Origin of the sequence: Neorhizobium sp. BT27B (assembly GCF_050455485.1) — a bacterium.
GTDB lineage: Bacteria > Pseudomonadota > Alphaproteobacteria > Rhizobiales > Rhizobiaceae > Neorhizobium.
Map to the genome: position 1 here is coordinate 34,615 of NZ_JBCIYT010000018.1, position 24,639 is coordinate 59,253.

The 24,639-nt window shown below is 57.4% G+C and carries 16 protein-coding genes; 13 read left to right on the forward strand and 3 right to left on the reverse strand.

All coding sequences use genetic code 11. From position 1 onward, the window contains the following. The first annotated feature begins 1 nt into the window (after window position 1). From AAIH70_RS28970 to AAIH70_RS29030, 13 genes are all read left to right on the forward strand, one after another. Window positions 2-832: a carbohydrate ABC transporter permease gene (locus tag AAIH70_RS28970; protein WP_132281437.1), complete on the forward strand. Its 831-nt coding sequence runs from the start codon at window positions 2-4 to the stop codon at window positions 830-832. A gap of 2 nt (window positions 833-834) precedes the next feature. After that, window positions 835-1,917, forward strand: coding sequence for an ABC transporter ATP-binding protein (locus AAIH70_RS28975; protein WP_132281440.1), 1,083 nt, complete (start codon window positions 835-837; stop codon window positions 1,915-1,917). Next, a complete protein-coding gene (locus AAIH70_RS28980) occupies window positions 1,914-2,897 on the forward strand; it encodes an NAD-dependent epimerase/dehydratase family protein (protein WP_430037437.1) in 984 nt (327 codons plus the stop codon). The genes AAIH70_RS28975 and AAIH70_RS28980 overlap by 4 nt, the downstream gene beginning before the upstream one ends. After that, window positions 2,894-4,576, forward strand: a complete 1,683-nt coding sequence (locus tag AAIH70_RS28985) for an SMP-30/gluconolactonase/LRE family protein (RefSeq protein WP_132281446.1) — start codon at window positions 2,894-2,896, stop codon at window positions 4,574-4,576. Before AAIH70_RS28980 ends, AAIH70_RS28985 begins: the two co-directional genes overlap by 4 nt. A gap of 4 nt (window positions 4,577-4,580) precedes the next feature. Further along, on the forward strand, window positions 4,581-5,342 hold the full coding sequence (locus AAIH70_RS28990; RefSeq protein WP_132281449.1) for an SDR family NAD(P)-dependent oxidoreductase: 762 nt from the start codon (window positions 4,581-4,583) through the stop codon (window positions 5,340-5,342). Continuing rightward, window positions 5,342-6,766, forward strand: coding sequence for an FAD-binding oxidoreductase (locus tag AAIH70_RS28995; RefSeq protein WP_132281452.1), 1,425 nt, complete (start codon window positions 5,342-5,344; stop codon window positions 6,764-6,766). The genes AAIH70_RS28990 and AAIH70_RS28995 overlap by 1 nt, the downstream gene beginning before the upstream one ends. Before the next feature lie 249 nt (window positions 6,767-7,015). Next, window positions 7,016-7,270, forward strand: coding sequence for a type II toxin-antitoxin system prevent-host-death family antitoxin (locus AAIH70_RS29000; protein ID WP_132281455.1), 255 nt, complete (start codon window positions 7,016-7,018; stop codon window positions 7,268-7,270). Then, window positions 7,267-7,689 (forward strand): type II toxin-antitoxin system VapC family toxin, encoded by a 423-nt coding sequence (locus AAIH70_RS29005; protein ID WP_132281458.1) that lies wholly within the window; start codon window positions 7,267-7,269, stop codon window positions 7,687-7,689. The genes AAIH70_RS29000 and AAIH70_RS29005 overlap by 4 nt, the downstream gene beginning before the upstream one ends. Window positions 7,690-8,062: 373 nt before the next feature. After that, a complete protein-coding gene (locus AAIH70_RS29010; protein WP_430037458.1) occupies window positions 8,063-8,626 on the forward strand; it encodes an invasion associated locus B family protein in 564 nt (187 codons plus the stop codon). Between the two features lie 14 nt (window positions 8,627-8,640). Beyond that, window positions 8,641-10,359 (forward strand): ShlB/FhaC/HecB family hemolysin secretion/activation protein, encoded by a 1,719-nt coding sequence (locus AAIH70_RS29015; RefSeq protein ID WP_430037443.1) that lies wholly within the window; start codon window positions 8,641-8,643, stop codon window positions 10,357-10,359. Between the two features lie 20 nt (window positions 10,360-10,379). Further along, the gene (locus AAIH70_RS29020; RefSeq protein ID WP_430037446.1) at window positions 10,380-19,007 is read left to right on the forward strand and encodes a hemagglutinin repeat-containing protein; all 8,628 of its coding nucleotides are present in this window, start codon (window positions 10,380-10,382) and stop codon (window positions 19,005-19,007) included. 33 nt (window positions 19,008-19,040) lie between these two features. After that, window positions 19,041-20,357: a hypothetical protein gene (locus AAIH70_RS29025; protein WP_430037448.1), complete on the forward strand. Its 1,317-nt coding sequence runs from the start codon at window positions 19,041-19,043 to the stop codon at window positions 20,355-20,357. Between the two features lie 3 nt (window positions 20,358-20,360). Then, complete coding sequence (locus tag AAIH70_RS29030) at window positions 20,361-20,909, forward strand: hypothetical protein (RefSeq protein ID WP_132281918.1); 549 nt, start codon at window positions 20,361-20,363, stop codon at window positions 20,907-20,909. Between the two features lie 172 nt (window positions 20,910-21,081). On the opposite strand, the gene AAIH70_RS29035 is transcribed toward AAIH70_RS29030, so the two are convergent. The 3 genes from AAIH70_RS29035 to AAIH70_RS29045 form a co-directional block, all read right to left on the reverse strand. Then, on the reverse strand, window positions 21,082-22,791 hold the full coding sequence (locus AAIH70_RS29035) for a hypothetical protein (protein WP_430037451.1): 1,710 nt from the start codon (window positions 22,789-22,791) through the stop codon (window positions 21,082-21,084). Beyond that, the gene (locus AAIH70_RS29040) at window positions 22,778-23,251 is read right to left on the reverse strand and encodes a hypothetical protein (protein WP_132281870.1); all 474 of its coding nucleotides are present in this window, start codon (window positions 23,249-23,251) and stop codon (window positions 22,778-22,780) included. Before AAIH70_RS29040 ends, AAIH70_RS29035 begins: the two co-directional genes overlap by 14 nt. Window positions 23,252-23,327: 76 nt before the next feature. Beyond that, window positions 23,328-24,536 (reverse strand): Dyp-type peroxidase, encoded by a 1,209-nt coding sequence (locus AAIH70_RS29045; protein WP_430037455.1) that lies wholly within the window; start codon window positions 24,534-24,536, stop codon window positions 23,328-23,330. Between the last annotated feature and the right edge of the window lie 103 nt (window positions 24,537-24,639).

Below are 24,639 nucleotides of genomic sequence, written 5' to 3' on the forward strand. Positions count from 1 at the left end.
GATGAGACGTACATTCGCCCAGAGCCTCGCTCTTTATGCCACGGTGATCTTCACGCTGCTGATGATCCTGTTTCCGGTCTACTGGCTGGTCGTCACGGCACTTTCGACCACAAACGAACTCTATCGCCTGCCGCCGACCTTCTGGCCTGCCGATCCGCAATGGGATATTTTCGCCCGTGTCTGGGCGGCAAAGCCCATCCTCATGTGGCTTTGGAACTCGATGCTGGCCGCCGTCGGCTCGGTGGCGCTGTCCATGCTGGTTTCTGTCAGTGCAGGTTACGCTCTGTCGCGCTATTCGATGCGCGGCGGCGCAACGATGGGGCTGTTTGTTCTGACAGCCAAGATGCTGCCGGCGACGCTGCTGGTCATCCCGCTGTTCTCGATCTTTTCCAGTTTTGGCCTGATCGGCAGCCTGTGGACGCTCGTGCTCGCGCATTCCACGATGATAATTCCCTTCGCCACCTGGATGCTGAAGGGATATTTCGACACCATACCGAAAGAACTCGAACAGGCGGCAATGGTCGATGGCTGCTCGCCGATCGGTGCCATGGTGCGCGTCGTTCTGCCGATCGCAACGCCGGGCCTGGCCGCCACCGCGCTTTATGCCTTCGTGCTCAGTTGGGCGGATTACGCATACGCGCGGACCTTCCTTGTGAACTCGCCCGACAATTGGACGGCCAATCTCGGCATCACCACGATGCAGGGCGAATATGTCACCTACTGGAATGACATTTCCGCCGCCTCGGTCTTCATCGCCCTGCCGATCATCGCAATTTATCTGTTCCTTGAACGCTATTTGGTCGGCGGCCTGACCGCTGGCGCGGAGAAATAAGCATGGCCAATATTTCCATTCGCAATGTCAGCAAGTCCTATGGCGCGCTCAATGTCCTGCAACCCTTCTCGCTTGAAATAGAGAATGGCGAGTTCGTTGTGCTGGTCGGTCCCTCCGGCTGCGGCAAGTCCACGATGCTTAAAATTTTGGCCGGCCTGGAACCCGCCAGCGGAGGTCAGATCTTCATCGGCGAACGCGAGGTGACAGACTTAGCGCCCGGTGATCGTGACATCGCCATGGTGTTCCAGAACTACGCACTTTATCCGCACCTGACCGTTCGCCAGAACATTGGCTTCGGGCTGAAAATGCGCGGCACCGACAAGACGGAAATCGACCGCCGTGTCGACGACGCGGCGCGCATCCTCGAGGTGACGCCTTATCTCGACCGCAAGCCCAAGGATCTCTCGGGTGGGCAGCGCCAGCGTGTGGCTTTGGGCCGTGCGATCGTGCGCCAGCCGCAGGCATTTCTGATGGACGAGCCGCTCTCCAACCTCGATGCCAAGCTGCGTGTCCATATGCGCGCCGAAATCGGCGCGCTTCACAAGCGCATCGGCGTCACCACGGTCTACGTCACCCACGATCAGGTCGAGGCGATGACCATGGCCGACCGCGTCGTCATCATGCAGGGAGGCCTCATCCAGCAGATAGCCGCACCCGACGAGCTGTTCAACAACCCCGCCAATCTCTTCGTTGCCGGTTTCATCGGTTCGCCGGGGATGAACTTCCTCAATGCGGAACTGCGTGATGGCCAGCTTACCGCCTTCGGGCAGCAGATTTCGCTCCCGCGTGCTACCACCCATCAGGGACCGGTCGTCGTTGGCCTGCGGCCGGAACATCTGACGCTCGGTGAAGGGCCCGTGACCTTCCGCGTGCGGCCGACGCTGGTCGAAAGCCTCGGCTCGGAGAAATACGTCTATTTCGAAGCTGAAGGCGCCCGGATCACCGATGGCGAAGACGGCAAGTCGAAAGGCCTGATTGCCCGCGTGTCTCATAGCGGCACCTTGCCGAGAAACGAGGAGATCAGGCTCGGTTTCGATCCTGCCCAGCTCTACCTTTTCGACTTCAAGACGGGTGAACGGCTATGATCCTCGTCACGGGATCGGCTGGTCGTGTCGGCCGTGCCGTGGTCGCTGCATTGCGGGCAAAAGGCCGAGCCGTGCGCGGCTTCGACCTGCGGCCGTCCTCAGCCGACGGCGAAGACATCGTGGGGTCGCTTGAAGATGCGGATGCCGTGGCACGAGCTGTCGAGGGCGTGAGCGACATCCTGCATCTCGGTGCCTTCATGTCTTGGGCACCGGCGGATCGCGATCGCATGTTTGCCGTCAATGTCGAAGGCGCGCGGCGACTGCTGGATGCAGCGTCCACGCAATCTGTGCGTCGCTTCGTGTTCGCATCCTCCGGTGAAGTCTACCCGGAAAATCGTCCGGAATTCCTGCCGGTAACCGAAGATCATCCGCTGGCACCAAATTCTCCCTACGGCCTGACCAAGTTTCTGGGCGAGGAGCTGGTGCGTTTCCATCAGCGAACCGGCCGGATGGAGACGGTGACCCTGCGTTTTTCCCATACGCAGGATGCGGCCGAGCTGCTGGACGAAGACAGTTTCTTCTCTGGCCCGCGCTTTTTCCTGAAGCCTCGCATCCGGCAGCAGTACAATTTCGGCAACACGGCCATGGCGGATCTTTTGCGCTCCAAGGATATCGGCGAGCCCGCTCATGTGCTGGCGCGAAATGAAAACGGCCGGCCGTTCCGCATGCATATCACCGATACCCGCGACATGGTCGCCGGCATTCTGCTGGCGCTCGATCATGCCGATGCGGCAGGCGGCGTTTTCAATCTCGGCTCCGATGAACCGGCAGACTTTGCTGAACTTCTGCCGCGCATGGCGGAGTTGACGGGCCTTCCACTTGTGCCAGTCGATTTTCCCGGCGCAGGCGTCTATTACCACACTTCGAACGCGCGGATCAGGAACACGTTGGGGTTTGAAGCGGAATGGACGATGGACCGGATGCTGGAAGAGGCGGCCGCCGCAAGGCTGCACCGTCTCGCCGGGAGGACGAGGCAATGAAACCGGAAACACCCGGCGGCACGGCGGCACTTGCAAAAGGGCTGACGCTTCTCGACATGGTGGCCGATGCGCCCGAACCGCTGCGCTTTGCCGAACTGTTGCGGGCATCGGGCCTGCCCAAGCCCACCTTTGCCCGTATTCTGCGCACTCTGATCGCCTACGGGCTGGTGCGACAGGACGAGGCGCGAGGCACCTATGTGCTAGGGCAACGTTTTCTCGAAATGTCCCACAAGGTATGGGAGAGTTTCGATCTCGTCTCGGCGGCGATGCCGGAACTGGAGCGGCTTGCATCCGAACTCGGTGAAACCGTCGCACTGTGTCGCCTCGATGGGGTGGTGACGCAATATCTGGCCGAGCGTTCTCCCAACGGGCTTTCGGTGCGTGTCGAGGTCGGTCGTCGCGTGCCGCTGCATTGCACGGCACCCGGCAAGGCGCTTCTCGCCTTCCAGGATCCCGCCGTCGGGCGCGCCCTGATCGACCGGCTGACGCTGGACGCCGAGACGCCGCAGACCATTACCGCGCTCGATGCCTTGCAGGCCGACCTGACGCTGACGCGGGCACGGGGATATTCGATTTCCTACGAAGAACATCTTCGCAGCGTGAATTCTGTAGCGGCGCCCGTCATGGGTCGCGACAACACGCCGATCGGCGTGCTCGTGGCGCTTGGCCCGTCCTCGCGCCTCGATGCCTCCAACATCCATCCGGCCGGTCGTGAGCTGATTGCGGCCGCTCGCCGGATCACCGGTGCGGCGGGCGCCGTTGCCATCAGTTCGCGCCCCCGTCCGCGCACCGCCGTCGGCCGACCGATGGCGGATCTCAGCTGTATTCTGCCCTGGGGTGCCCAACTGGGCGAAAGCCCTGTCTGGCATGAGGCCGAAAAGGCGCTTTACTGGGTGGACATCCTGCATCCGGCGGTGCATCGCTTCGATCCGGCCACCGGCCGCAACGAAACCACCGAAACCGGCAAACTCGTCAGCGCCGTCATTCCGGTGACGCAGGAACGCCTGCTGGTCGCTTCGCAGGACGGTATCGAATGGCTGGATTTTGCCTCCGGTCGCCTGACGCCGTTCGTCAGCCCGGAAGCCGGCATCGTCGACAATCGCCTTAACGATGCCAAATGCGGACCGGATGGTGCCGTCTGGGTGGGATCCATGCGCATTGATGCCTCAAAACCGACCGGAGCGCTCTACCGGATCAACGCCGCCGGCGCTTTCGAGCGCAAGGAAGGCGGCATCGTCGTTTCGAACGGACTTGGCTGGAGCCCTGACGGGCGTACCTTCTATTTCGTCGATACGGTGCCGGGTTTCATCCATGCCTATGACTGCGATCCGCTGACCGGCGCCTTGTCGGGGCGGCGTGAATTTGCCCGGGTTCCCGTGGCTGATGGCCGGCCTGACGGGCTTGCGGTCGATGCCGAAGGCGGCGTCTGGTGTGCGATCTGGGATGGTTGGAGCGTGCGCCGTTACCTGCCGAACGGCAAACTCGACCAAGTGATCGAACTGCCGGTGCCGCGCCCGACCAGCATCGCCTTCGGTGGTGAGGACCTGTCGACCATGTTCATTACCAGCGCCCGCACGCGCCTGCCGGCCTCCGCCCTGGCGGATGCCCCCTTGTCCGGCGGCCTGTTCTCCTGTCGTCCCGGTGTTGCCGGTGCGCGCATTCCCCTGTTTCAAGGATAAGAAGATGCGTCTCGAAACCGTCTTTGGCCTGAAAGGTCGCACAGCGCTTGTCACTGGCTCCAGCCGCGGCATCGGCGCTGCGATTGCGGAAGGTTTGGCCGGTGCCGGCGCGCATGTCATCCTGCACGGCACGAAATCCGGGAGCGCGGCCGCTGCGCAACAGCGTATTTCGGATGCGGGGGGTACGGCGCAGGAACTGGCAGGCGACCTTTCCGCCCCCGGTGCCGGCCGCGACCTCATCGAACGCGCCGAAGCCATTGCGCCTTTGGACATCCTCGTCATCAATGCCAGCGCCCAGGTTAACGCGACGTTGGTGGATCTGACGCCGGACGATCTTGCCTTTCAGTTGGCGGTCAACCTCGGATCCACTGTGGACATGCTGCAGACGGTCCTGCCGCTCATGGCTGCCCGAAAATGGGGGCGTGTGGTGTCGATCGGCTCGGTTAACCAGCTTCGCCCCAAAGGCGTTGTCACTGCTTATGCCGCCACGAAAGCGGCGCAGCATAATCTGATTCAAAGCCAGGCACGCGATTACGCACGCGACGATGTTCTTCTCAATACGCTTGCGCCCGGCCTGATCGATACCGACCGCAACGCTCATCGTCGGGATGCAGATCCAGTAGGCTGGGAAGAATATGCCCGCACGTTAAACTGGATGGGACGGGCCGGACAGCCGGAAGAAATGGTGGGTGCCGCAATCTTCCTGTCGTCGCAGGCCTGCAGTTTCATGACCGGCGAGACCGTTTTCCTGACCGGTGGTTACTGATGGATTTGCCGGCACAGCTGGGTTCGCTTCTGCGGGCTGGTGCCGTCCTCACCGGCGATGACATGTCCGCCTATCTGCAAGATTGGTGGGGGCGGCAGACAGGTCCCGCGCTCTGCGTGGCCCTGCCCAAAACGACGGAAGATGTAGCTGCAATCGTCCGCGCCTGTGCAGACGCCGGGCGTGCCATTGTTCCACAGGGTGGGAGGACCGGGCTGACCGGTGCTGGTGTGCCGGGTGCCTGCGACAGGCCGCCGGTCATTTTGTCCCTTTCGCAAATGCGGCGCATCCGCAAGATCGATGCGATCAACGGTTCCATCGACGTCGATGCCGGCTGTGTTCTTTCCGATGTTCAGTATGCCGCAATCTGTATGAACCGCCTGTTTCCCATTAGCCTCGGTTCAGAAGGCTCGTGTCAGATTGGTGGCATCATCAGCACCAACGCCGGCGGCACCAATGTTCTGCGTTACGGAACGACCCGCGAAAACGTTCTCGGTCTTGAGGTCGTACTGCCCGACGGTACGACCTGGGACGGCATGAAGGCACTTCGCAAGGACAATGCGGGTTATGCTCTGCGGCATATGTTCATCGGGGCGGAAGGAACGCTTGGCATCATCACCGGTGCGGTGTTGAAGCTTCATCCCTTGCCCAACGTTCATTCAACCGCTTGGGTCGGTGTTGCGGATCCCGAATTAGCGTTGCGGCTTCTAAACAGGCTTCAATCGTGTTGCGGTGAACGGCTGACGACGTTCGAACTGATGAACGAAGAACAGCTTGCGAGCGTTATCGCTTATCGACCGATTGCCGCATCACCGATCGATGCTCCCTGGCATCTGCTGATCGAACTCGCCGATATGTCAGGTCCGGAATTGCTAAGTGAAATGCTGCTTGCCTCTCTGGAAGCGGCAATGAATGCAAGTGAGATTTTGGATGCCGCTATTGCGCAGAACGGCACGCAACGCGATAATTTCTGGGCGCTACGACATGGCACGGCTGATGCCAACCGTAATATCGGGCATGTGCTGTCCGCCGACATTTCCGTGTCCGTGTCATCTGTGCCACGGTTTTTGACCGCCGCGTCTGCCGCAGTGCGCACACTTTATCCAGAGGCGCAAATCGTTGTCGTTAGCCACATGGGAGATGGCAACGTGCATTTTGCAGTTAGATTCAGCCACCGAGATTGGGGTCGCTACGATGATCCGGCCGGCACGGTGGTCGCTATCCGCACCATCGTGAACGATTGCGCGGATGCGCTGGGCGGCAGCTTCAGTGCAGAACATGGCATTGGTCGCAAGTTGATCGATGAATTAAGAAAGCGAACCGACCAAGCCGGCTTTCAGTCAATGCAGCGACTTAAAGACGCATTCGATCCGCAGGGCATAATGAACCCGGGTTGTGTTCTAGGTGAGCAAGATCAAGTCAGTTGATAGCTTCTTCATGTGCAGCTGACATGAAGCAGCCACACGGCAGTTTCGAGAGGCGAATTCGAATTTCCGGGTATTTAGCAAAGCCCTTTCACGGCTCACTGTTATTTCATTTAAAATGAGAAGCGGGTTGTGGGTTCGATTCTCATCAAGAGCTTAAAAGCTCAGGTCGGGACACGAAGTGCGTTGAGCACCATTGCGCCTTGAATGTGAGAGCGCTATAGGTAGTTACGTTCCTACATGGAGGCGCATATGGGTACCAGCAGCTTGACCAGTCGCGAATTGAACCACGATGTCGGCAGAGCAAAAAGGGCTGCTGAGGCGGGACCGGTTGTTATCACTGATCGAGGCCGACCGTCACACGTGTTGATGACGTATGTTGAGTTCGAGCGCCTGACAGGTAAACGTCACAATCTTGTCGATGCCCTATCAATGCCCGGCTTGGCGAATATCGATTTTGATCCGCCGAGAGCAATCACAGCAGCTCGCGAAGTTGATTTGTCTTGAATTATTTGCTCGACACAAACGTCGTTTCCGAACTCCGGAAGGTTGGCGACGGCAAGGCTGATCCGAACGTGACGGCCTGGATAAGTGCGCAGGATGCCCGTGATCTGTATATTTCTGCGATAACAATTCTAGAGCTTGAACGTGGGATCCTCGGTATCCAACGTCGTGATGTTACGCAGGGTTCTCGCCTGCGGGCATGGATGGATAGCCGGGTTCGACCGGAGTTTTCGGAACGTATCCTACCTATCGACGATGCAATTGCGACGCGCTGCGCTCATTTACATGTTCCAGATCGCCGCAATGAAGCCGATGCAATCATTGCCGCCACAGCGCTCGTGCACGGGCTTGCTGTCGTGACGCGCAACATTCAGGATTTCCAAGGCACTGGCGTTGTCCTCGTGAATCCGTGGCAGGCTTGAGGTCGGACACATCTGGTGTGTCGGAGTTTCGCGACTAATTCAGGAAAATCTCGTAAGGTATTCTCAGCGTGCTGAACGGCGGTCTTAAACCTATACAAGCCAACGGTTGTGATTCGAAAAAACGCCGCCCGATGATCAGCGTAAGGTAAGTATACCTTGCCAATTCTATCGTAAAAATACCCATTTTGCGATTGTATTATGACGGAAATTTAGATCTATCAGCGATAAGAACGTATATCTGTTGATGAAACCGTTTGTTCACTTCGTTTGTATTGCGATTGCACGCCTGCGTTGACATTTTTCCCCCGTTCTCAGTAACTGAATTCGAATATTATTATTCGCGTTTTTCTAATATGTGATTGCGGGGGCGGTCGTGTTGAGCAGGGGTTTTTCGTTCGGATGGCTTTTGCCATTCGGATTTTTTTCAATTTTCTCGGTACAAGCGACGGCCCAGCAGCCTGCGCCCGGTGGGACAGAGGCCGCGCCTGCCGTTGAGCGTTTTGGCGCCTGGAACGTCAGATGCACAGTGGCTCAGGGCGCCACAGCGAAACAATGTGAGGTCGTACAGGTCGCCACTATCAAGCAGGCCGACCAGGACGTCACGATCATGACTTTTGCCGTCGCGCCAGCGGATGGCGGGAAAGGCGCAAACGAACCGGCGCATTCCCTCACAATGCTCGTGCCCCTTAACGTCCTGCTGCCGGCCGGCCTTTCGATCTCTATCGATGACAAACCCGCGGCAAAGCTGTCCTACCGCAACTGCAACCAGTCAGGTTGCTGGGTCCAAAGCCCATTGAATGCAGCACTGCTGGCTCAATTGTCGAAGGGGCGTTCGGGCAGTGCAAAGCTCGATCTCGTCAATGGACAGACGGTCAATATTCGCTTTTCTCTGGATGGCCTGACGGCTGCGATGAAGAAACTCAACGCCGCAAGCTAAGATCCGGTCATCACATGATTTCGCATTCGACAACCTGGCGCAGCGCGCTCATGGCTCTTGGCCTGTTCTATTCAAGTCAAGCCATGGCACAAAATCCGGCCGATGATTTCGCTCGCCGACAAAGTGAAGCGATGCGCAGCGAGCGCATCGAAACGCTGACCAGGCAAACGCCACGATCCGACGCACCAACTGTGCAGCCAGTCCCCGTTGGAGAAACCTCGACAGCCTGTTTCGAGATTACCCGCGTGGTTGTTGAAGATGCAGCGCGACTCGGTTCTCAAATTGATGCTGTCACGCGTCCTTATGCGAATACCTGCATCCACCTTCCCGGCATAACCGAGTTGTTGCGGGCCGTCACAAACGTCTATCTCGATCGCGGCTATATCACATCGCGGGCATATGTGCCTGAGCAGGACCTCGTCGCCAGTCGGATACTGCGCATCAAGGTCGTTGAAGGTGTGCTTGAAAAAATCGAGATCAACGGTAAGGACGGAAGCGGCAGTTCAACACTTGCAACGGCTTTCCCGGGAATGTTGGGCGAAACTGCGAACATGCGCGATGTCGAGCAGGGACTCGACCAACTTAACAGGCTCCGCTCCAATAAAGCCAAATCGGAATTTCTTCCGGGCACTGCCGAAGGAAGCTCAACGCTCAACATCTCGCTGGAGCAAAGCCGCCCGTGGCATGTGACGGTCGGCAATAACAATCTGGGACAGGAAACCACCGGATACTCGAAATCGTCCGTAGCAGTTACCTATGATGGTCTGCTCGGTCTGAATGATCTGATGTCGTTCAGCTACGAGCGATCCGGCCCGGATTATCCCGGCGGCGGTGACGGGCGTGGGTCCAGCAACAGCTATTCAGGCAACGTAAGCGTCCCGTGGGGCTACTGGACTGTTTCGCTGAATGGCTCCTGGTACGATTACAAAAGCATGGTGCCCGCGGCATTCTCCGATGTCGAGACGACCGGAACCTCGGGGCAGGCTGGATTCGACATTGAGCGGGTCGTTCAGCGCGACGCGGACAGCCTGACAAAAGTTCACGGCGGACTGCTCTACAAGGAAACCGATAATTTTCTGCTGGGACAGAAGCTCGAAGTTGGCAGCCGCCGTTATACGGTCGGCTCGTTCGGCGTCTCGCATTCGCAGCGCATGCTTGGTGGCCTATGGAATCTCGACGCGCAGGTCGATCAGGGCCTCGGTATTTTTGGCGCCGTCGATCCTGATGCGCCTGCCGCCGGAGAAGCCGAACCTCGCTTCACCAAATTGTATGCCAGTTTGTCGGCCGCGCGGCCCATCGACCTCGGCTTTACCGCCTTTGAGGTGAACTCACAGGTCAACATGCAGCTCTCTGGTGACAATCTTCTCGGATCCGAGCAGATGGCGCTAGGTGGCTGGTCGACTGTGCGTGGCAGCCGGGAAAGCAAGCTTTTCGGCAATAACGGCTTCTTTGTGCGCAACGAAGTCTCCTGGCGGACCAATCCATGGCAAGCCAATGAGGTGATGACCTCCTACCTTGGCGAACTGCGGCCCTATCTCGGCTTCGATTATGGGCAGATATTTCGCCAGACACGTTTCGATATCGGTGGTGGTGAGGCCTATGGCTTTACCGCCGGAACACGGCTTGGCGGTGGCCGCATCAATCTCGATACGGGCTTTTCCGCTCTGCATGTCAGCCGCCGCAATGGTGGCAATGAGCAGCTTCTCTTCATCAATTTATCGACGCAGTGGTGACAATGGTTAAGGTGGCACGCATGCAGACCCTGAAGGCTTCCGCCAGCCGCGGTCTTGTTGTTGCATTCAAGCGGACAGTCAGCACGGTTCTGACCGTTGCCATGCTCGTTCAACCGACGCTGGCGCATGCGCAGGCGATTACGCCAGGAACGCCAACCGGTGGCCCGGGCATTTCTGCGGCGCCGAACGGCGTTCCCATGGTCGATATCGTCGCTCCAAACGGCGCCGGCCTGTCCCACAACCGATACGGCGACTTCAATGTCGGAACACCGGGCCTGATCCTCAACAACTATAACGGTGAAGTTGGCAGCTCCAGTCTTGGTGGTGTTGTTCCCGGCAATCCCAATCTTCGCGGCAAGGCTCCGGCGTCCGTCATCCTCAACGAAGTGATTGGTGGCAATCGAAGCCGTCTCGAGGGCGCAACCGAGGTGTTCGGTGGGCGTGCATCGGTCATCATTGCCAACCCGAACGGCATGACCTGCGACGGTTGCGGTTTCATCAACACGCCGCGAGCAGTCCTGTCGACCGGCGTGCCGGGCATCGGCGCCGACGGATCGCTGGAAGGCCTGACCGTTCGAAAGGGCGACGTGACCATCGGCAGCCGTGGCGCAAACCTTGCCAACGGCGCTGGTGCCGTCGACATTTTCGATATCGTTTCGCGCACCATCCGTATCGACGGACCAGTTTATGGTAAAGATCTGCAGCTTACTGCTGGCTCGAGCGATTATGCCTATGGTTCGCGCTCATCGACCGCCGCTGGCGATGATAGCGGCGGCAATGAGTATGCCATTGACGGCTCGGCGCTCGGCGCTATGCAGGCCGATAGCATCAAGATCATCGTCAACGATAAAGGCGCCGGCGTGCGCATGCGCGGCGACATGGCAGCCAATGTTGGAGAGCTGTCTCTTTCCGCCGATGGCAAGATCAGCATTGGTAAGGCCTCAGGCGCTGGCGGTGTGAAGGTTCGATCCGGCGCCGACATCAAAGCTGCCGAGATCAAGTCCACCCAGCGCGTCGAAGCCGAAGCTGCGAAAGGTATCACCATCGACACCATCGCTTCGAGCGGCGACATTGGTCTGTCGGGTGGGGCAGGCCTCATAACGGTGACTGGTGCTCTCGATGCTGCCGGCACGATTTCGATCGATGCCGATGGTGGTCTCCAACTTGGTAACGTCCAGGCCGGCAATGATATTCGAGCGGTCACTGGTGGATCGGTCAACGCCCAGGGCGGGCTGACCGCAGCTAAGGAGATTATCGTCACTGCGATCTCCGGTTCGATTTCCGCGCAATCTGTTGTCAGCTATGACAATCTAACCCTCACGGCCGGTGGCGCGCTCAATGTCGCGCGAGACATTCTCGGTGGCGCGGATGTCCGCATCGCAGCCGATACTGTCAGCGTCGGCAATGTCATGGCAGGCGTGGCGCTGAATGCGTCGCAGTCGGGAACCGTTCAATTTGGTTCGCAGGGCAATCTGGATATTGCGGCATCGGACGCTATCGAGGCCAAATCCGTCGCCGCAGCCGGCAACGTCACCATCAGTGCCGATACCGCCAAGCTCGATAATTTGACTGCAAATGACAGCGCCCGGATCGTTGCTGACCTTGTCGTCAATGACGAGGTTTTTGTGCGCAATAACGTCGATATTCTGGGCGACAGCATTGACGTTACGAGGCTTTATAGTGGCGGCAATACGCTCATCGACGGCAGCCGGATCACAATCGACGAGCTTCTGACCGGCGTCGAGCGTCTGGCTGATGGCAGTGCCATCCTATCCGGAAACGGAGATGTCACCATCCGCGCATCGTCCGGCAATGTGACTGCCGGCACGATCTTTTCTTCGGGGCTTCTGTCCATTGACGCGGGCAGCATCGATGCGAGCAGCCTCAGCGCACGCGGCAGCATTGATATCGACGGATCGATCGATGTTGCGGGTTCGATCTGGAGTTCCAGCAATGTCGATCTGAGTGGCAACACAATTCGTGGCGGAAACATCGCCTCCGGCGTTGTGTTCGATTCCCAGGGCAGGGCCACAGGCGCGCGGGAAAATGCATCGATCACGCTGACGGCAAATCACGGTTCAGTCGAGACCGGCACGGTTGACGCTTATGGTTCTCTGCAGATCGGCGCGAACCAGTTTGTAGCTGGCAACGTTCGCGCACGCGGTGGCATCACCATCGACGCTGCGACTGATGTCTCTCAGGATATTTTGTCTGGTGCAGACATCAACCTGACGGGCAATTCGATATCGGCGGCCAAGATCGTCTCGGGTCTGGATTTCGAGCGAACTTCAACACAGGGCGGAAGTCCCCGTCTGGCTGCAGGCGGTGATCTCACAATCGACGCCACATCGGGAACCGTCGAGATCGGATCAGTCCTGGCGGCAGGCGCATTCGACAGTCGTGCGAACAGCTACCTCGGTCAGGATGTTCTTGCCAACGGCTCGATCAATATCATCGGTTCTGCCGATATCGGCGGGCAGCTTCTTTCGGCTTCCGACGTCACGATCAAAGGCGGGCGAGTGACGCTGGGCACCGCCGCTTCCGGTATCGGCGCGCTCGCCGGCGGTACAAAGCCCGCGAATGCCACTGGCAACATGGTAATCGAAGCAACGCAGGATCTTGACGCTGGCAGCCTGCTTTCCGCCGGATCGATGGCATTGTCTGCATCAGGTTCCGTGACAGCGCAGGCGACCAGTCATGCTTCGTTGAATATCGAGGCCGGCAACAGTGCACGCCTGACCGGGCAGACGGTTTCGGCTGGTGATCTCACCATTTCCGCAAGCGACATCTCTGCCAACGACCTGATCGCCGGTGTTGATTTTTCTGCCAGCAATACCGGTCTGCGGCTGGGCACTGCTGGCCAGTTGCGGCTTGAGGCTCTGTATGGTGCGATCAACACTGGCGGCCTGACGAGTGCAGGGGACCTCATCGCAAATGCCGCCGGCAACGTTTCCTACGCCAGCATGACATCGTTTGCTGATGCAAGCCTTAGCAGCAGCAACGGCGCGATCTCGATCAACCACCAGACCCGGACCGTCGGTAATATCAGTCTGGCAGCTCGAAACTTCGATCTCAGCAATAACCGAGCAAAAATCCAGTCGTCTGGTCAGCTGTCGATGACCGGTGAGACGGCAACATTTGCCGGCAGTACCTACGCTTTCGGTGGCCTCGATCTCAATTTGAGCGGCAATGCCAATCTTGCGAATGCGAAACTTCGGTTCGTCGACCAGCCGGGCACGTCCGGTGATCTCGGCCTTCGCGCCGGAACGATCACAACGGACGCCTCGACCGCAATTCTCGCCCAGCGTGATATCGCTCTGACGGTCGGTGATCTTGACAACAGCGGCCAGATAGCGGCCGGCCGCGATCTGCGTATCGACGCCAACAACCTTACCAACCGGGCAAGCGGACTTGTCTATTCAGCTGCCGATCAGAAACTCTACATTCGAAACGCGCTCGTCAACGAGCAGGGCGCGATCATGTCGGAACGGGACCTCGACATTGCCGCAGCAGCCGATGGCTCGGCATCACAACGTGTCGAAAACCTCTCCGGTCTCATTCAGGCCGGTCGCAATATCGCGCTCAACGCTGCAGTCTTTTCCAACCGCCGACTGGTGAACCCGACCTGGACGACAGACAATCTCGTGTCGTCACAGACAAGCGGGGCGTTCAGACTGAACGCTGCCGTCGCTGCGCGACCGTTCATGCATCTGTTTTATGGTCCAAATAATGACTCGCAATGGCTCTATCAGGACCTGCCTCGTCAGAACTGGGACGACTACAAGGACGATCTCTGGTCTGAAGTTCGCCTGGCAGACGGTTCGTCTTTCCGGGCCTGGACGTGGATTTCCAGTGAAGGTCCTACGAAATCTGCCAATATCCTCAATTGGGTCCGTTCGCACGCGCCGCGTGACGCCAATGGCAATCTCGTCATCGACCCAAACAACCCATCGAAGATTTTCGTCCAGCAGGCTGAGAGCAGCAAGTGGGACTACGCCACGATCTTCAATTTCGACGAAAACGCGTACATTCGCGAGACGGTAACCGAGGATCGCTTCGTTGACGGCGGCAGCGCGCAATCCATGCTTCGTGCCGGCGGCAATATCGCGCTGACCGCGCAGCAGCTGTCGAACTCCTTCAGCGCCATCGAAGCGGAAGGCGATATCAGCCTACGTGGGCAGACGCTCAACAATGACGGCGTCGCGCTTTACAGAAAAACCCAGACCTACTGCCAGGCGCAGGGTGCCTGTGAGGCCTACGATGCTCAAGGTAACCGCGATGCATCGCGTGATGTCGCGTCCGGCACTTCTACCCTGACGAAAATGGAAGTGGTTGGCGCGGCAAGCGGCACCATCAAGGCACGCGGCCACCTCGACATTGCCGGCTTCACGTCTATCAACAATTCTGCAGTCGATGGTTCAGTGGCAGGTGGTGCAAGCGTTGGCACAGCATCCGGTTCGACGGATCCTCTGGCCGGTCTTGGCGGGATCACAGGCGGGGGTGCTCTCTTTACCGGCAACAGTGCTCTTCCCGGCCTCAACCTCGCAGACATCGTCATCTCGTCGCCCGGTTCTGCCAATACCGGCTCTGAGGTCGGCGGCCAGGCGGGCCCCGCCATCAATGCCGGCGGCCAGAATGGCAGCGGCTCGCTAGCCGATACCCTCAAAACCAGTGGTGACGCGCTTGCCGCAGCCGCCAAGCCGAATTCCGGCGGTTTCGGAGGCACCATCCCTGGGCAGGTATTCCTGTTTGAAACGCGTGCGGAATTTCTCGACGTCAGCAAGTTCTATGGTTCAAGCTATTTCATCAGCCGTATCGGCTATCAGCCAAACTCCCAAATACCGTTTCTTGGCGATGCCTATTTCGAAAACCAGCTGATCGAACAGCAGTTGCGCCGACAGACCGGTTACGGTCTCGGCAACAGCTTTGCGCCCGGCAAGGATGCGATCCAGGAGATGAAACTCCTGCTGGATAACGGCATCGACTACGTCAAGGCCAACAACCTGTCGATCGGTGAGCGCCTGTCGGATGACCAGATCGCCAAGTTGACGCAATCGATCGTGGTCTATGAAAAGCGTATCGTCGAAGGTGCCGAAGTCCTTGTCCCGGTCGTCTATCTCGCGGCGGCAGACAAGGCACAACTCACCGCTTCCGGAGCGCTTCTGTCCGGTGGTTCCGTGTTGGTTCAGGGTGACCAGATCGCCAATTCAGGGGCGATGGTCGCAAGTGCCGGCATGTCTGTGCAGGGCACAGACATTATCTCGCAGGGCGGCAGCTTCATCTCCGGCGACAGTTTGCAGCTTTCCGCAACGCGCGACCTGACACTCAACGCCCAATCCTTCAATATCGGAGGGCAGGAGGTCGTCAACACGAACCTTGCGATCTCGGCGGGCGGCAATGCGCTGATCTCGGCGGGAAGCGCTCTGGCTCTTAAGGGTGTTTCTGGAGACATTGGTGGCTCAGCATCGCTCTCCGGCAACAAGGTCACCATCGGTGCCGCGACGGTCGGTGAACCTGGCCAGGAAAATGCCGTTGGCTCGAATGTGTCCGCCGGCGGCAATCTCGTTATCAGCGGCGACCAAGGCATCTCTGTTTCCGGAAGCGATTTGAGTGCTGGCGAAGCGTTGTCGCTGTCTGCGCAAAACGGATCCGTGGATATCGGGACCGTGGGTGTCGACCGGACCGTCAATGACGGTTACCGGACCACGACGAGCACCTCGCAACAGGGTTCGAAGCTCTCCTCGGGCGGTTCGACCGCGATTGTCGCAGGCGAAAACATCGGCGTTTCGGGATCGACGATCGATAGCGGCGAAAGCGTAATCCTGAAGGCCGAGAAAGACGTAACAATCGGTTCCGCCCAGGATGTGGCATCGGCGACATATGGCCGTAACAAGATTGAAACGGTACGCCAACAGGGTTCGTCTATCACCGCAGGCGGATCGATCATTGCCGAAGCCGGCAACGCCAACCAGTCCGGCGATCTGACAATCATTGGTTCCAAGTTGGCAGCCGATGAAAAGGTCGATCTGCGCGCAAGTGGCGATCTTACCATTACCGAGGCACGCGATGCCGAGGTGGCCGACCTCGCCTCCAAGGGACGCAAGTACAGCACGTCGAGCCATATCGAGCAGAACCAGTCGGTTTCTTCTTCCATCTCGGGCGGGAATGGTGTCGCACTGACGTCCGGTCAAGACACGCTGATTTCCGGTTCCGATCTGAAGGCTGGAAACGAAAATCAGGCTGCTGATCTCTCGATTAACGCGGGCCGGGATCTGACCATCGCGGCAGCCACCGACACGGTCGAGATGCATGAAAAGTCGTCCGCCAAGGGTTTCCTGAAAAAGACCAACAGCAGCATCGACTCCTATGACGAGACGACGATTGCCTCGAACCTTTCGGCGTCGGGCAATGTCGATTTGTCCGCAGGACGGAACGCTGTCGTGGTCGGCTCCGGTATCGAGGCGGGTCAGAACCTTGCAATCGAAGGTGACAATGTTGCAATCCTGGGCGGCCAGGAAAGCCATTCTTATGACACGGCCAAGAAGTCTTCAGGCCTTTTCGTTGGCTCGGGTGGTGGCTTCTTCTCGGTATGGGGCAAGGCCCAGAACGAAAGCGAAAACAGCTCGACCCAGAACGTCGCCTCTGCACTGAAGGCAGGGCAGGATATCGATATTACGGCCCGCAACGGCGACGTGTCCGTGATCGGCTCTGATATTGCCGCCGAGCGTGATCTCGCCATCGACGCCAGCCGCGATATCAACGTGACGCCGGGTGCAGAAAGTTTTGCATCGCGCGAAATGGAGAAGCGCTCCGGTATCGGTGTTTCGTTCAGTGCGGGCAATGGCGGCATCTCGGTCGGCGTCGGTTACAATGCCGTTAAGGATGAAACCAGCCAGGCAGGCGAGATGAATTCGGCATCTCAGCTCTCTGCCGGTCGCGACGCCATCTTCAACGCCGGTCGTGATGCAAACTTCCAGGCGGCCAATGTGGAGGCGGAGAGGGATCTCAGCATCACTGCGCTTAGAAAAGTCAATCTATTGTCCGCGCAGGATGTTACCAATTACGAGAGCATGCATGAGAGCCTCTTTGTTGGCGTAACCGCGCAAGTTTCCAGTGGTTTGGTGCGCTCGGTAAACAAGGCGGCGGCCGCAGCGAGCCAGAGCGGGTCGGAAAAAGGAACCTCTGCCTTCTCGCACGGTGTTTTCGCTGGCATGTATGGCTATACCGCGCTCGAAGAATTGAAAAACATCGGGACGTCTGGAAACGTAGGACTTTCTGCCTCTCTATCAGCCGGCTTCAACAAATCGAAAAACGAGTATCAGGCCGTCAATTCGGCTCCCGTTGTAACGACGATACGCGCTGGCAAAGGAGTTGTGATTGAGGCGGAAACCGGAGACATCAATAGCTCTGGGGCGCAGGTTGTTGCAGGCTTTGATAAAAATGGCATTCCCGCGAACACTGCGATTGAGGGGTTTGGAGATCTAACGCTGAAGGCTGGCAACGACATCAATCTCGGTAGCGCGGTCGGAACGTCTCAACACCATTCCCGTCAAAACAGTACAAATGCCGGTGTCGCGATTGGCTTCGACATTGGCGTCGGCACTGGGGGCGTTAATGTTGCCGCAAATGGAATTAGTGCAAATTTCGGGTCAAATCGCGGAAGCGGCGATGGTAGTTCGACAAGCAATGTCAATACGAGAATTAATGGTCTCGGTGATATTCAGTTGCTGTCGGGCAACGATACGAATTTGAAGGGTGCAGTCGTATCTGGAGAAGGTGTCAGAGCTCAGATTGGCGGCGACCTCAATATTGAGAGCCAAATTGATCGTGCCACAAGCGTCGCAAAACAAAATTCTATAAGCGCATCTGTTGGCACAAGTGGATTCAATGGTTCCGGAACAATACAAAACGCAAACGGCGATGTAGCCGTCGTCTCGGAACAATCAGCGATCCGCGCTGGAGCTCTAGGTTTTGATGTTGATGTTGAGGGTACGACCTCGCTCAAAGGAGGGCTCATAACGAGCCGCGCCGCGGAAGAGGACAATCGGCTGGCAACCGCAAAGCTGGAATGGGAGGATATTGACACCTATTCCAAGTGGAAAGCGCAAACATATGGAGGTTCGGTCGGGTCGGACGGAGCGAGCGTCGCGCCTCCACTCAGGGATGGCGCCAACGAAACAGGAAAAGCTCTCAGCGCAGTTTCGCCCAGTTACATTTACATCAACGATCCTCTCAATCAGACGCAGGATCTAGATCTGCTGCGACGTGACACACACGCGACAAACTCATCGCTGCCAGGTATTCCAGACTTACAGAAAATTCTCACAAAACAGTACCAGACGCAGGCATCCTATCAGGACGCGGCGGCAACAATGGCAAGAATTGTCGGTGATATTGCCGATAAACTTAGCACGGATGCACTTCAGCGTGGTGACATCGAGCAGGCTCAATTTTGGGCCGCCGGAGGTGTTGGCAGAGCCGCCCTGCATGGTCTCGGCGGCGGGCTTCTTGGCGGCGTCAATGACGTCAGCGGAATGGTCAAAGGCGCATTTGGCGGCGCCGCCTCGGTACTTATCGCCCCTTACGTGGATCAATTGGTCACGGGCCTTTTGGGCGAAACCGACCTTGGGGGGACACAGGCAGGTTAATCCCTGTCCAGAATTGTGACTGGTGGTATCGTTATGGGGCTCACCTCAGCCGTCGGAGGTGGGCAGTCCGCCGCGTACGCTGGCGCTGAAATTCGCTATAATTATCTCACGCATCAGGAACTAACTGAAGCGATCGCTGTCAGGAAAAAGCTGACGCAGTGCGTTGCGAGCCATTCGTCATGCTCGAAAGACGAGATTGACGCACTATCCCTTCAAGACAACCAGTTCATGGAGCAGTCTCAGCAAAACACAAGGAGCCTAATAAATATTTGTAAAGAGGCTCCCGAATCCCAATCCTGCCGTAGCAAAATCTATGACCTGCTGGCATTTTCCGACGCTATGGACAAAGATCGACGCGAGGGAAGCACCGGAAATGCCAACGCATCAGGTTTCGCCGTTAAGCAGTCGGGGTTCGAGTACGATCTCCTACTCGCAGAGAGCTTGCGGAGCGCGGTAACCGGTTCCAAACCAGCTAACGTCGCTATCGAGGAGTTCCTCGTCGAGCTGGCAAAGAAAGAGGGGGGCGTTAATGCGTTTCTCGATGCCGTCGGGGTGGTCGGTGGAGTAGCGGCTTGCAGCAGCGGAGCAGGCACTGCACTTTGCGTTGCCGGTGCGATCGGTGCAGTGGCCAGTGCAAATCACCTTTATGGCGATATGCAGCAGGCCATTAGCGGGGAAACCGCAAAGACTGCGTTGGTGCAAACGCTCGTCGCCAGCGGAATGACCCCGGAAGAGGCTGAGAAGTATCAGCGCTTCGTAGATATTGGTACTGTTGCTGTCGCTGTAACCTATGAAGGCGGACGGGCGATCTATCGCTTGTCGGTCAATCTCAGCAAATTGAAGACGGGTGAACAAGCCGTTGCAGCGCTGAATGGAATGCCGCTCAATGAAGGTGCCAGCTCCATAGTTGCACAGGACTTGCTGCGCAACGAACTCGCGATTCGAAGCGGAATTCCCAGAAACATCTCCCAAGTGGCGGGTTCTAGCTTCGAAGACCTTGCAACCAGTTACCGCCTTGATGGCGCTACTGTAACTCGAGGTACGCCGACGGCTAGTTCAACCGCTGGCATTGAAATTTTAAATATTCAAAACCATAAGCTTGTCAAACAAGTGGAAATCCATCCGGGCGGTGGCAGTCATGACTCAGGCAAGTATTACAAGTTCACCTATCATGATGGAACGACTGTCAGAGTGATTGACACGTCGCAGAGATTCATACCGGGCCAAATCTTCGATAATCAGCACTATTATGATTTCGCTGGAAACCCGATTACGTATGTCAAGGGCACGCCTACGGTAGGTGAAGTGCCTGGAACCGTGGCCCATTGGGTAATAAAGGAAAATAAATAACCAATGTCGGATGATCACTCTCACCAGTTACCAGTCATGAACGCTCCATTTGTCCCTGCTAAAAGTGCAGCGGGATTTGTAGTTGGAATGTCATTCTCTGAAGCTGTCAGTCGAATTTCGGCTCAAGACAAAATTACTTTTGATGAACGAAATATGGCGAGCATTGATTATGATAATTTCATTGAAAAAAACGAGGGTTGGGTTTCCCATATTCAAAAAAATATACAAGATCAATCAACAAAAAAACAAATTGTATTTCGTTCAAAAATTGTAGTTCTTAATTTTGCTAGTAACGATATTCTTTATCGAATAGTTGTTGGAGGTGATTATCAAAGTAAAATTGGCGGTGTGGGTACTGGCGATGATATTGCTCAAATCGGCGCAGGTTATTCGGTCGAGTTTAACCCAGTGGAAGACGATTTCATTCTGTATAAGGACGGAGAATGGGTGCCTGGGTTACATTTTTGGACCGATGCAATGCAACCTTTGAATTTGGTGCCGCATCAGGTGATCAATTTTGTATCCATTCATGATGTTTCTCTCGCAGGGTAACGCCAAGTCAAGTATCGGTTCCATAATAGCACCTTACGCGGACATTGAGCCCCCGGAATTTCAAAAAAGCGTACGTGTTCAGATGCTTATATATTTAAAGTGCGACATGTTGATGGTTCGATTCCGTTCAAGACCTTATAGCAACCTGAGCTTAGGCGCACCTACCGATAACTCAAGTCGGGCTGCCAAGTCGGTGCGATAGGTAGAAAATTGAGTCGACCAGGGCAACGGCGGCAAGGGGCAATGCCAATGTCATTCCCCAAAGTCCGGGTGCGGCATCTGGAAGAGCTTTGAGCGCGGCACCCCACGGTAAAGTATCAGCCCTATACGAATCGAAGCCGGCAATAAACGATGCCATAATCGATGTGATGCAGGCGGCCGCCATTCGCACCCCTGCTTTCGATCTCTGCTGAACCGTTCGACCCAGAACGAAGAGGCTGAAAAAGCCGATCAAAATCGCAACCGGTGCTCCCGGATTGAATAGACCTTGATGGCCTTTCTCAGCCACATCCTTAAACGTTGTGACGATGTTATTACCAAGGGTCGACCAGTCGGCAGTTGCGCCACCGAAACCCATCAGCCAACTAAATGGCAGGTACGATAACGGTTCAAGATTTATCCGGGGCAGGGCGGTTACTACGCAGCTTGCGATGGCAAGGGTGAAGAGCCGCCGCGCTGAGATCAAAACCGGACCGTGCGTAGATCCGACGATCAGCATCGAGACGATGACGGCGTTCAGGGCCGCGGCGAGAACCTGAATTGCCAGGTAATTGAGCACGCCGTCCAGGAGATATGGGGTGGCGAAATTAATCGGCAGCAGGAAAACGAGCACTACGGACAAAAGAAAGAACTCGAGCTTCGGCGTCACGAGCAGGGACGGGGACGCGAGGATGGACAATCGTTCCCGCTGAGGGATGTGAGAGAATGACGGCGACAGGATGGTGGTGAGCAGGTCCCGATCGGTGGTTTTTTGTACCCGTTCGTGCGTCGCGAAGATCTGTGTGTATTGCCGCAAGCCGCCGGTCCAAAGAGCGCCCGCAACATCCGCCCGCACCTCGATCAATGACGTCACGAAGGCGACCTGACGGCGAAGTGCCAGCCAACCGAGCGGGATGAGGATCAGGATCACGCCAGCCGCTGCGACAATCCGAACGCAGGCAAAGACGATTGAGAGAGACCCGTCTCCCCGGTCCAGAATCCGCAAACTCTCGTAGCCCAGTACAAGGAGGACAATGACGGCACCGAATCCGGCGGTGACAGCGAGAATGCCTCTTGTTGCGACGACGATGATGTTCAACCAGAACAGGGATCGGGGATCGCGATAGATGAGGTGGGACAGCTCATGGGCGACAATCGCCGTGGCAATCGGATCATCAGACGTTGCCGCGCGCCAGAGCCCCGCGCTGACCTGCAGTTCCGGCCGCGCGTCGCGCGTTGTGGCGTAGGCCGCGATGTCCAGTGCCGGAAACCAGCGAATGCTGGGCGGCGCGCTGTCCGGCGCGAGGCGCCGCCACATGGCCGCAACCATCTCATGCAACTTCAAACCTTTTTCACCCGACAGCTCCCTGAGCCCAGGTGGTGCTAAAATCAATTGTCGCCTTTCCACCAGAACACTCGCCACGCCGATCACAAGGGCGATGGCGCCAGCGAAGATCAAAGGGCTATAACGATCGTTTTGCAGCCATTGGGAGACGGCGTTATCGGGAATGACCGATGCCAACATTGTTGCGCCGATGGCAAAGAGCATGCCTGGGAATACCAGGGCCAGGACTGGCACCAGCACGAAGACCAATACCGCGTAGTGCGTGAGCAACTCCACGGTGGCGCTCTGAGCGAAGGCCACGTCGATTGTATTGTCCGCGTCATTTTCATGTTTTTGCAAGCGCGGCTTCCAACCTTTCGGGAGCAGTGGCTGCGATAAGAGCTTCGATGTCGGCGACTTTCATTTTGCGGGCTTCGCCCGCGAGTGTGATAGCGTTTGCAAGCTTTTGGCTAATCAGGCTCTTGTCCTCAGGTGGTGCTCCAAAGAACCACTTTTTGATCGCAACAAGGGTTGCGTCGGCGGCGGACTTCCCGGTCTTCTCAATGAGCTCTTTTTGGTAGCTCGCCCAGAACTGTTTGGCGGCTTCGACCAGCACCGGCACGACAATGGCACCAAGGATTTCCATTCCGAGGGCGCCGCCTCGTACATCGGATTTCTCAGAAGCCTTCAGCGCCGTATCCAGACCGCCGGCAGGCGCGTCGGCGGCCATCGCCTCCAATGTCACTGCCTCGATGTCAAACTTGCCGCTGCGCAGGACCCCTGCCGCGAGCCAGACCGCTGCCTCATCTTCACTTACCATCGTTATATATCCCGTTCGGTGCCTGGGTTGCGATCGGTTTTGCTAGCTCTCACGGTGATGCCGGAATGTCTCCGTTTTATTGGGAGAGCGGGCCATGCAAGAGAGCGGCGATGGAAGGCATGAAGAAGTAGCCCGCTCCGGTGGCTTGCACAAAGCGCTGCGTGATATTTATCGAGCTACGCGTGTTGCCGGTCGGGTAATTCGGCACGAGTTCGTCCACTACACGCAAGTCGCCCGCGACCTGTCCGATGAGCGGATCATGTCCAGGCGTCACCTGACCGCTGCCGTTGGGCCGGCCCTTTCCGAAGACGAACGTATCGTTATTTGCCCAATCCTTTTGCACAAATTCGAACTGATCGATGATCGAGGTCTGATAACAAACGAACATCAGTCCGCGCGACGCCTCGCTTCCGATCACCTCGCTATCGTTGACCTCGCGTCCGAACGGGATGCCGGCCCGTCTGAGGCGCCGTGTCTGAACCGAAGCCTCACCGCCTTCGCCGGCCAAGGCAGGTATGCCGGGCGCATCGTTGAGATCGTCGCGTGGGTAGGTCTTGCGGATATGGGCAGCGTAAGGACAGCGTCGTTGAGAGGCGTCTTCGTGTTGGAACTCGAAATGGTTGTTTTTGGTTGCATCCGCGCCGAGGGCGGCATCGTCTTGCAACGGCGCAAGAACAAGAGGGGCGCCACTCGGCCAGCGGCCAACCAGACGGGCGGCTAGCAAACCTTCGTCCATTCCCAAGACGCGGCTTTCGTCCTTCACGAACTTCTGGAAGGCCAGCACTCGTTGCTCTAGACGACGAAACACCATGTAGGCGCCATCGTTCATCCAGACAAACGGAGGCTCCACGATCGGACCGGTCGTCTCCTTGGTCGCGTCAGGAAAAGATGGATCGAAACGATCAACCTGCCCCGGATATCCGAATACGAACTCGCCGGGATGAATGAGATCCTGACCAGGCAGGCCCTGTTCGGGATCCGTCGGGTTCATCGGCGGGGTCAGCCCGCGAATACCGGGTTGTGAAATACCATCCTGGAACCCGAAATGTTCAAACCCACGGTGTGGGCGGGTCTGGCCGAGTTCTTCATGGACAACAGCAATCGCGGACCCGAGCAATTGAACAATCGACGTCGCGTGGCTATTCACCTTGGTCTCGTCAGGGCCTGTCACCAACATCACACCATCGATTTTAGTCCCCTGAAAGGCCGGAAGCCACGCGTCGAGTTCGTCTCCCAAAACAGCAGCGCGCGCTTGCGCCCCGGCCACGAAGGACGAGTCAATCATTGCGCTCGTTGTAACGGGATTGTTGCCTAGGGCGCGGACTCATTAGCTGAGGCAATCCATATCCTCGTCGCCGCAATCTTGAGTGCGGCAAGATAGTTGTCGG

Bases quoted from the DNA above. Each gene is read 5' to 3' on its own strand.
- AAIH70_RS28970 (WP_132281437.1), top strand. From the start codon at position 2: ATGAGACGTACATTCGCCCAGAGCCTCGCTCTTTATGCCACGGTGATC.
- AAIH70_RS28975 (WP_132281440.1), top strand. From the start codon at position 835: ATGGCCAATATTTCCATTCGCAATGTCAGCAAGTCCTATGGCGCGCTC.
- AAIH70_RS28980 (WP_430037437.1), top strand. From the start codon at position 1,914: ATGATCCTCGTCACGGGATCGGCTGGTCGTGTCGGCCGTGCCGTGGTC.
- AAIH70_RS28985 (WP_132281446.1), top strand. From the start codon at position 2,894: ATGAAACCGGAAACACCCGGCGGCACGGCGGCACTTGCAAAAGGGCTG.
- AAIH70_RS28990 (WP_132281449.1), top strand. From the start codon at position 4,581: ATGCGTCTCGAAACCGTCTTTGGCCTGAAAGGTCGCACAGCGCTTGTC.
- AAIH70_RS28995 (WP_132281452.1), top strand. From the start codon at position 5,342: ATGGATTTGCCGGCACAGCTGGGTTCGCTTCTGCGGGCTGGTGCCGTC.
- AAIH70_RS29000 (WP_132281455.1), top strand. From the start codon at position 7,016: ATGGGTACCAGCAGCTTGACCAGTCGCGAATTGAACCACGATGTCGGC.
- AAIH70_RS29015 (WP_430037443.1), top strand. From the start codon at position 8,641: ATGATTTCGCATTCGACAACCTGGCGCAGCGCGCTCATGGCTCTTGGC.
- AAIH70_RS29020 (WP_430037446.1), top strand. From the start codon at position 10,380: ATGCAGACCCTGAAGGCTTCCGCCAGCCGCGGTCTTGTTGTTGCATTC.
- AAIH70_RS29025 (WP_430037448.1), top strand. From the start codon at position 19,041: ATGGGGCTCACCTCAGCCGTCGGAGGTGGGCAGTCCGCCGCGTACGCT.
- AAIH70_RS29030 (WP_132281918.1), top strand. From the start codon at position 20,361: ATGTCGGATGATCACTCTCACCAGTTACCAGTCATGAACGCTCCATTT.
- AAIH70_RS29040 (WP_132281870.1), bottom strand. From the start codon at position 23,251: ATGGTAAGTGAAGATGAGGCAGCGGTCTGGCTCGCGGCAGGGGTCCTG.
- AAIH70_RS29045 (WP_430037455.1), bottom strand. From the start codon at position 24,536: ATGATTGACTCGTCCTTCGTGGCCGGGGCGCAAGCGCGCGCTGCTGTT.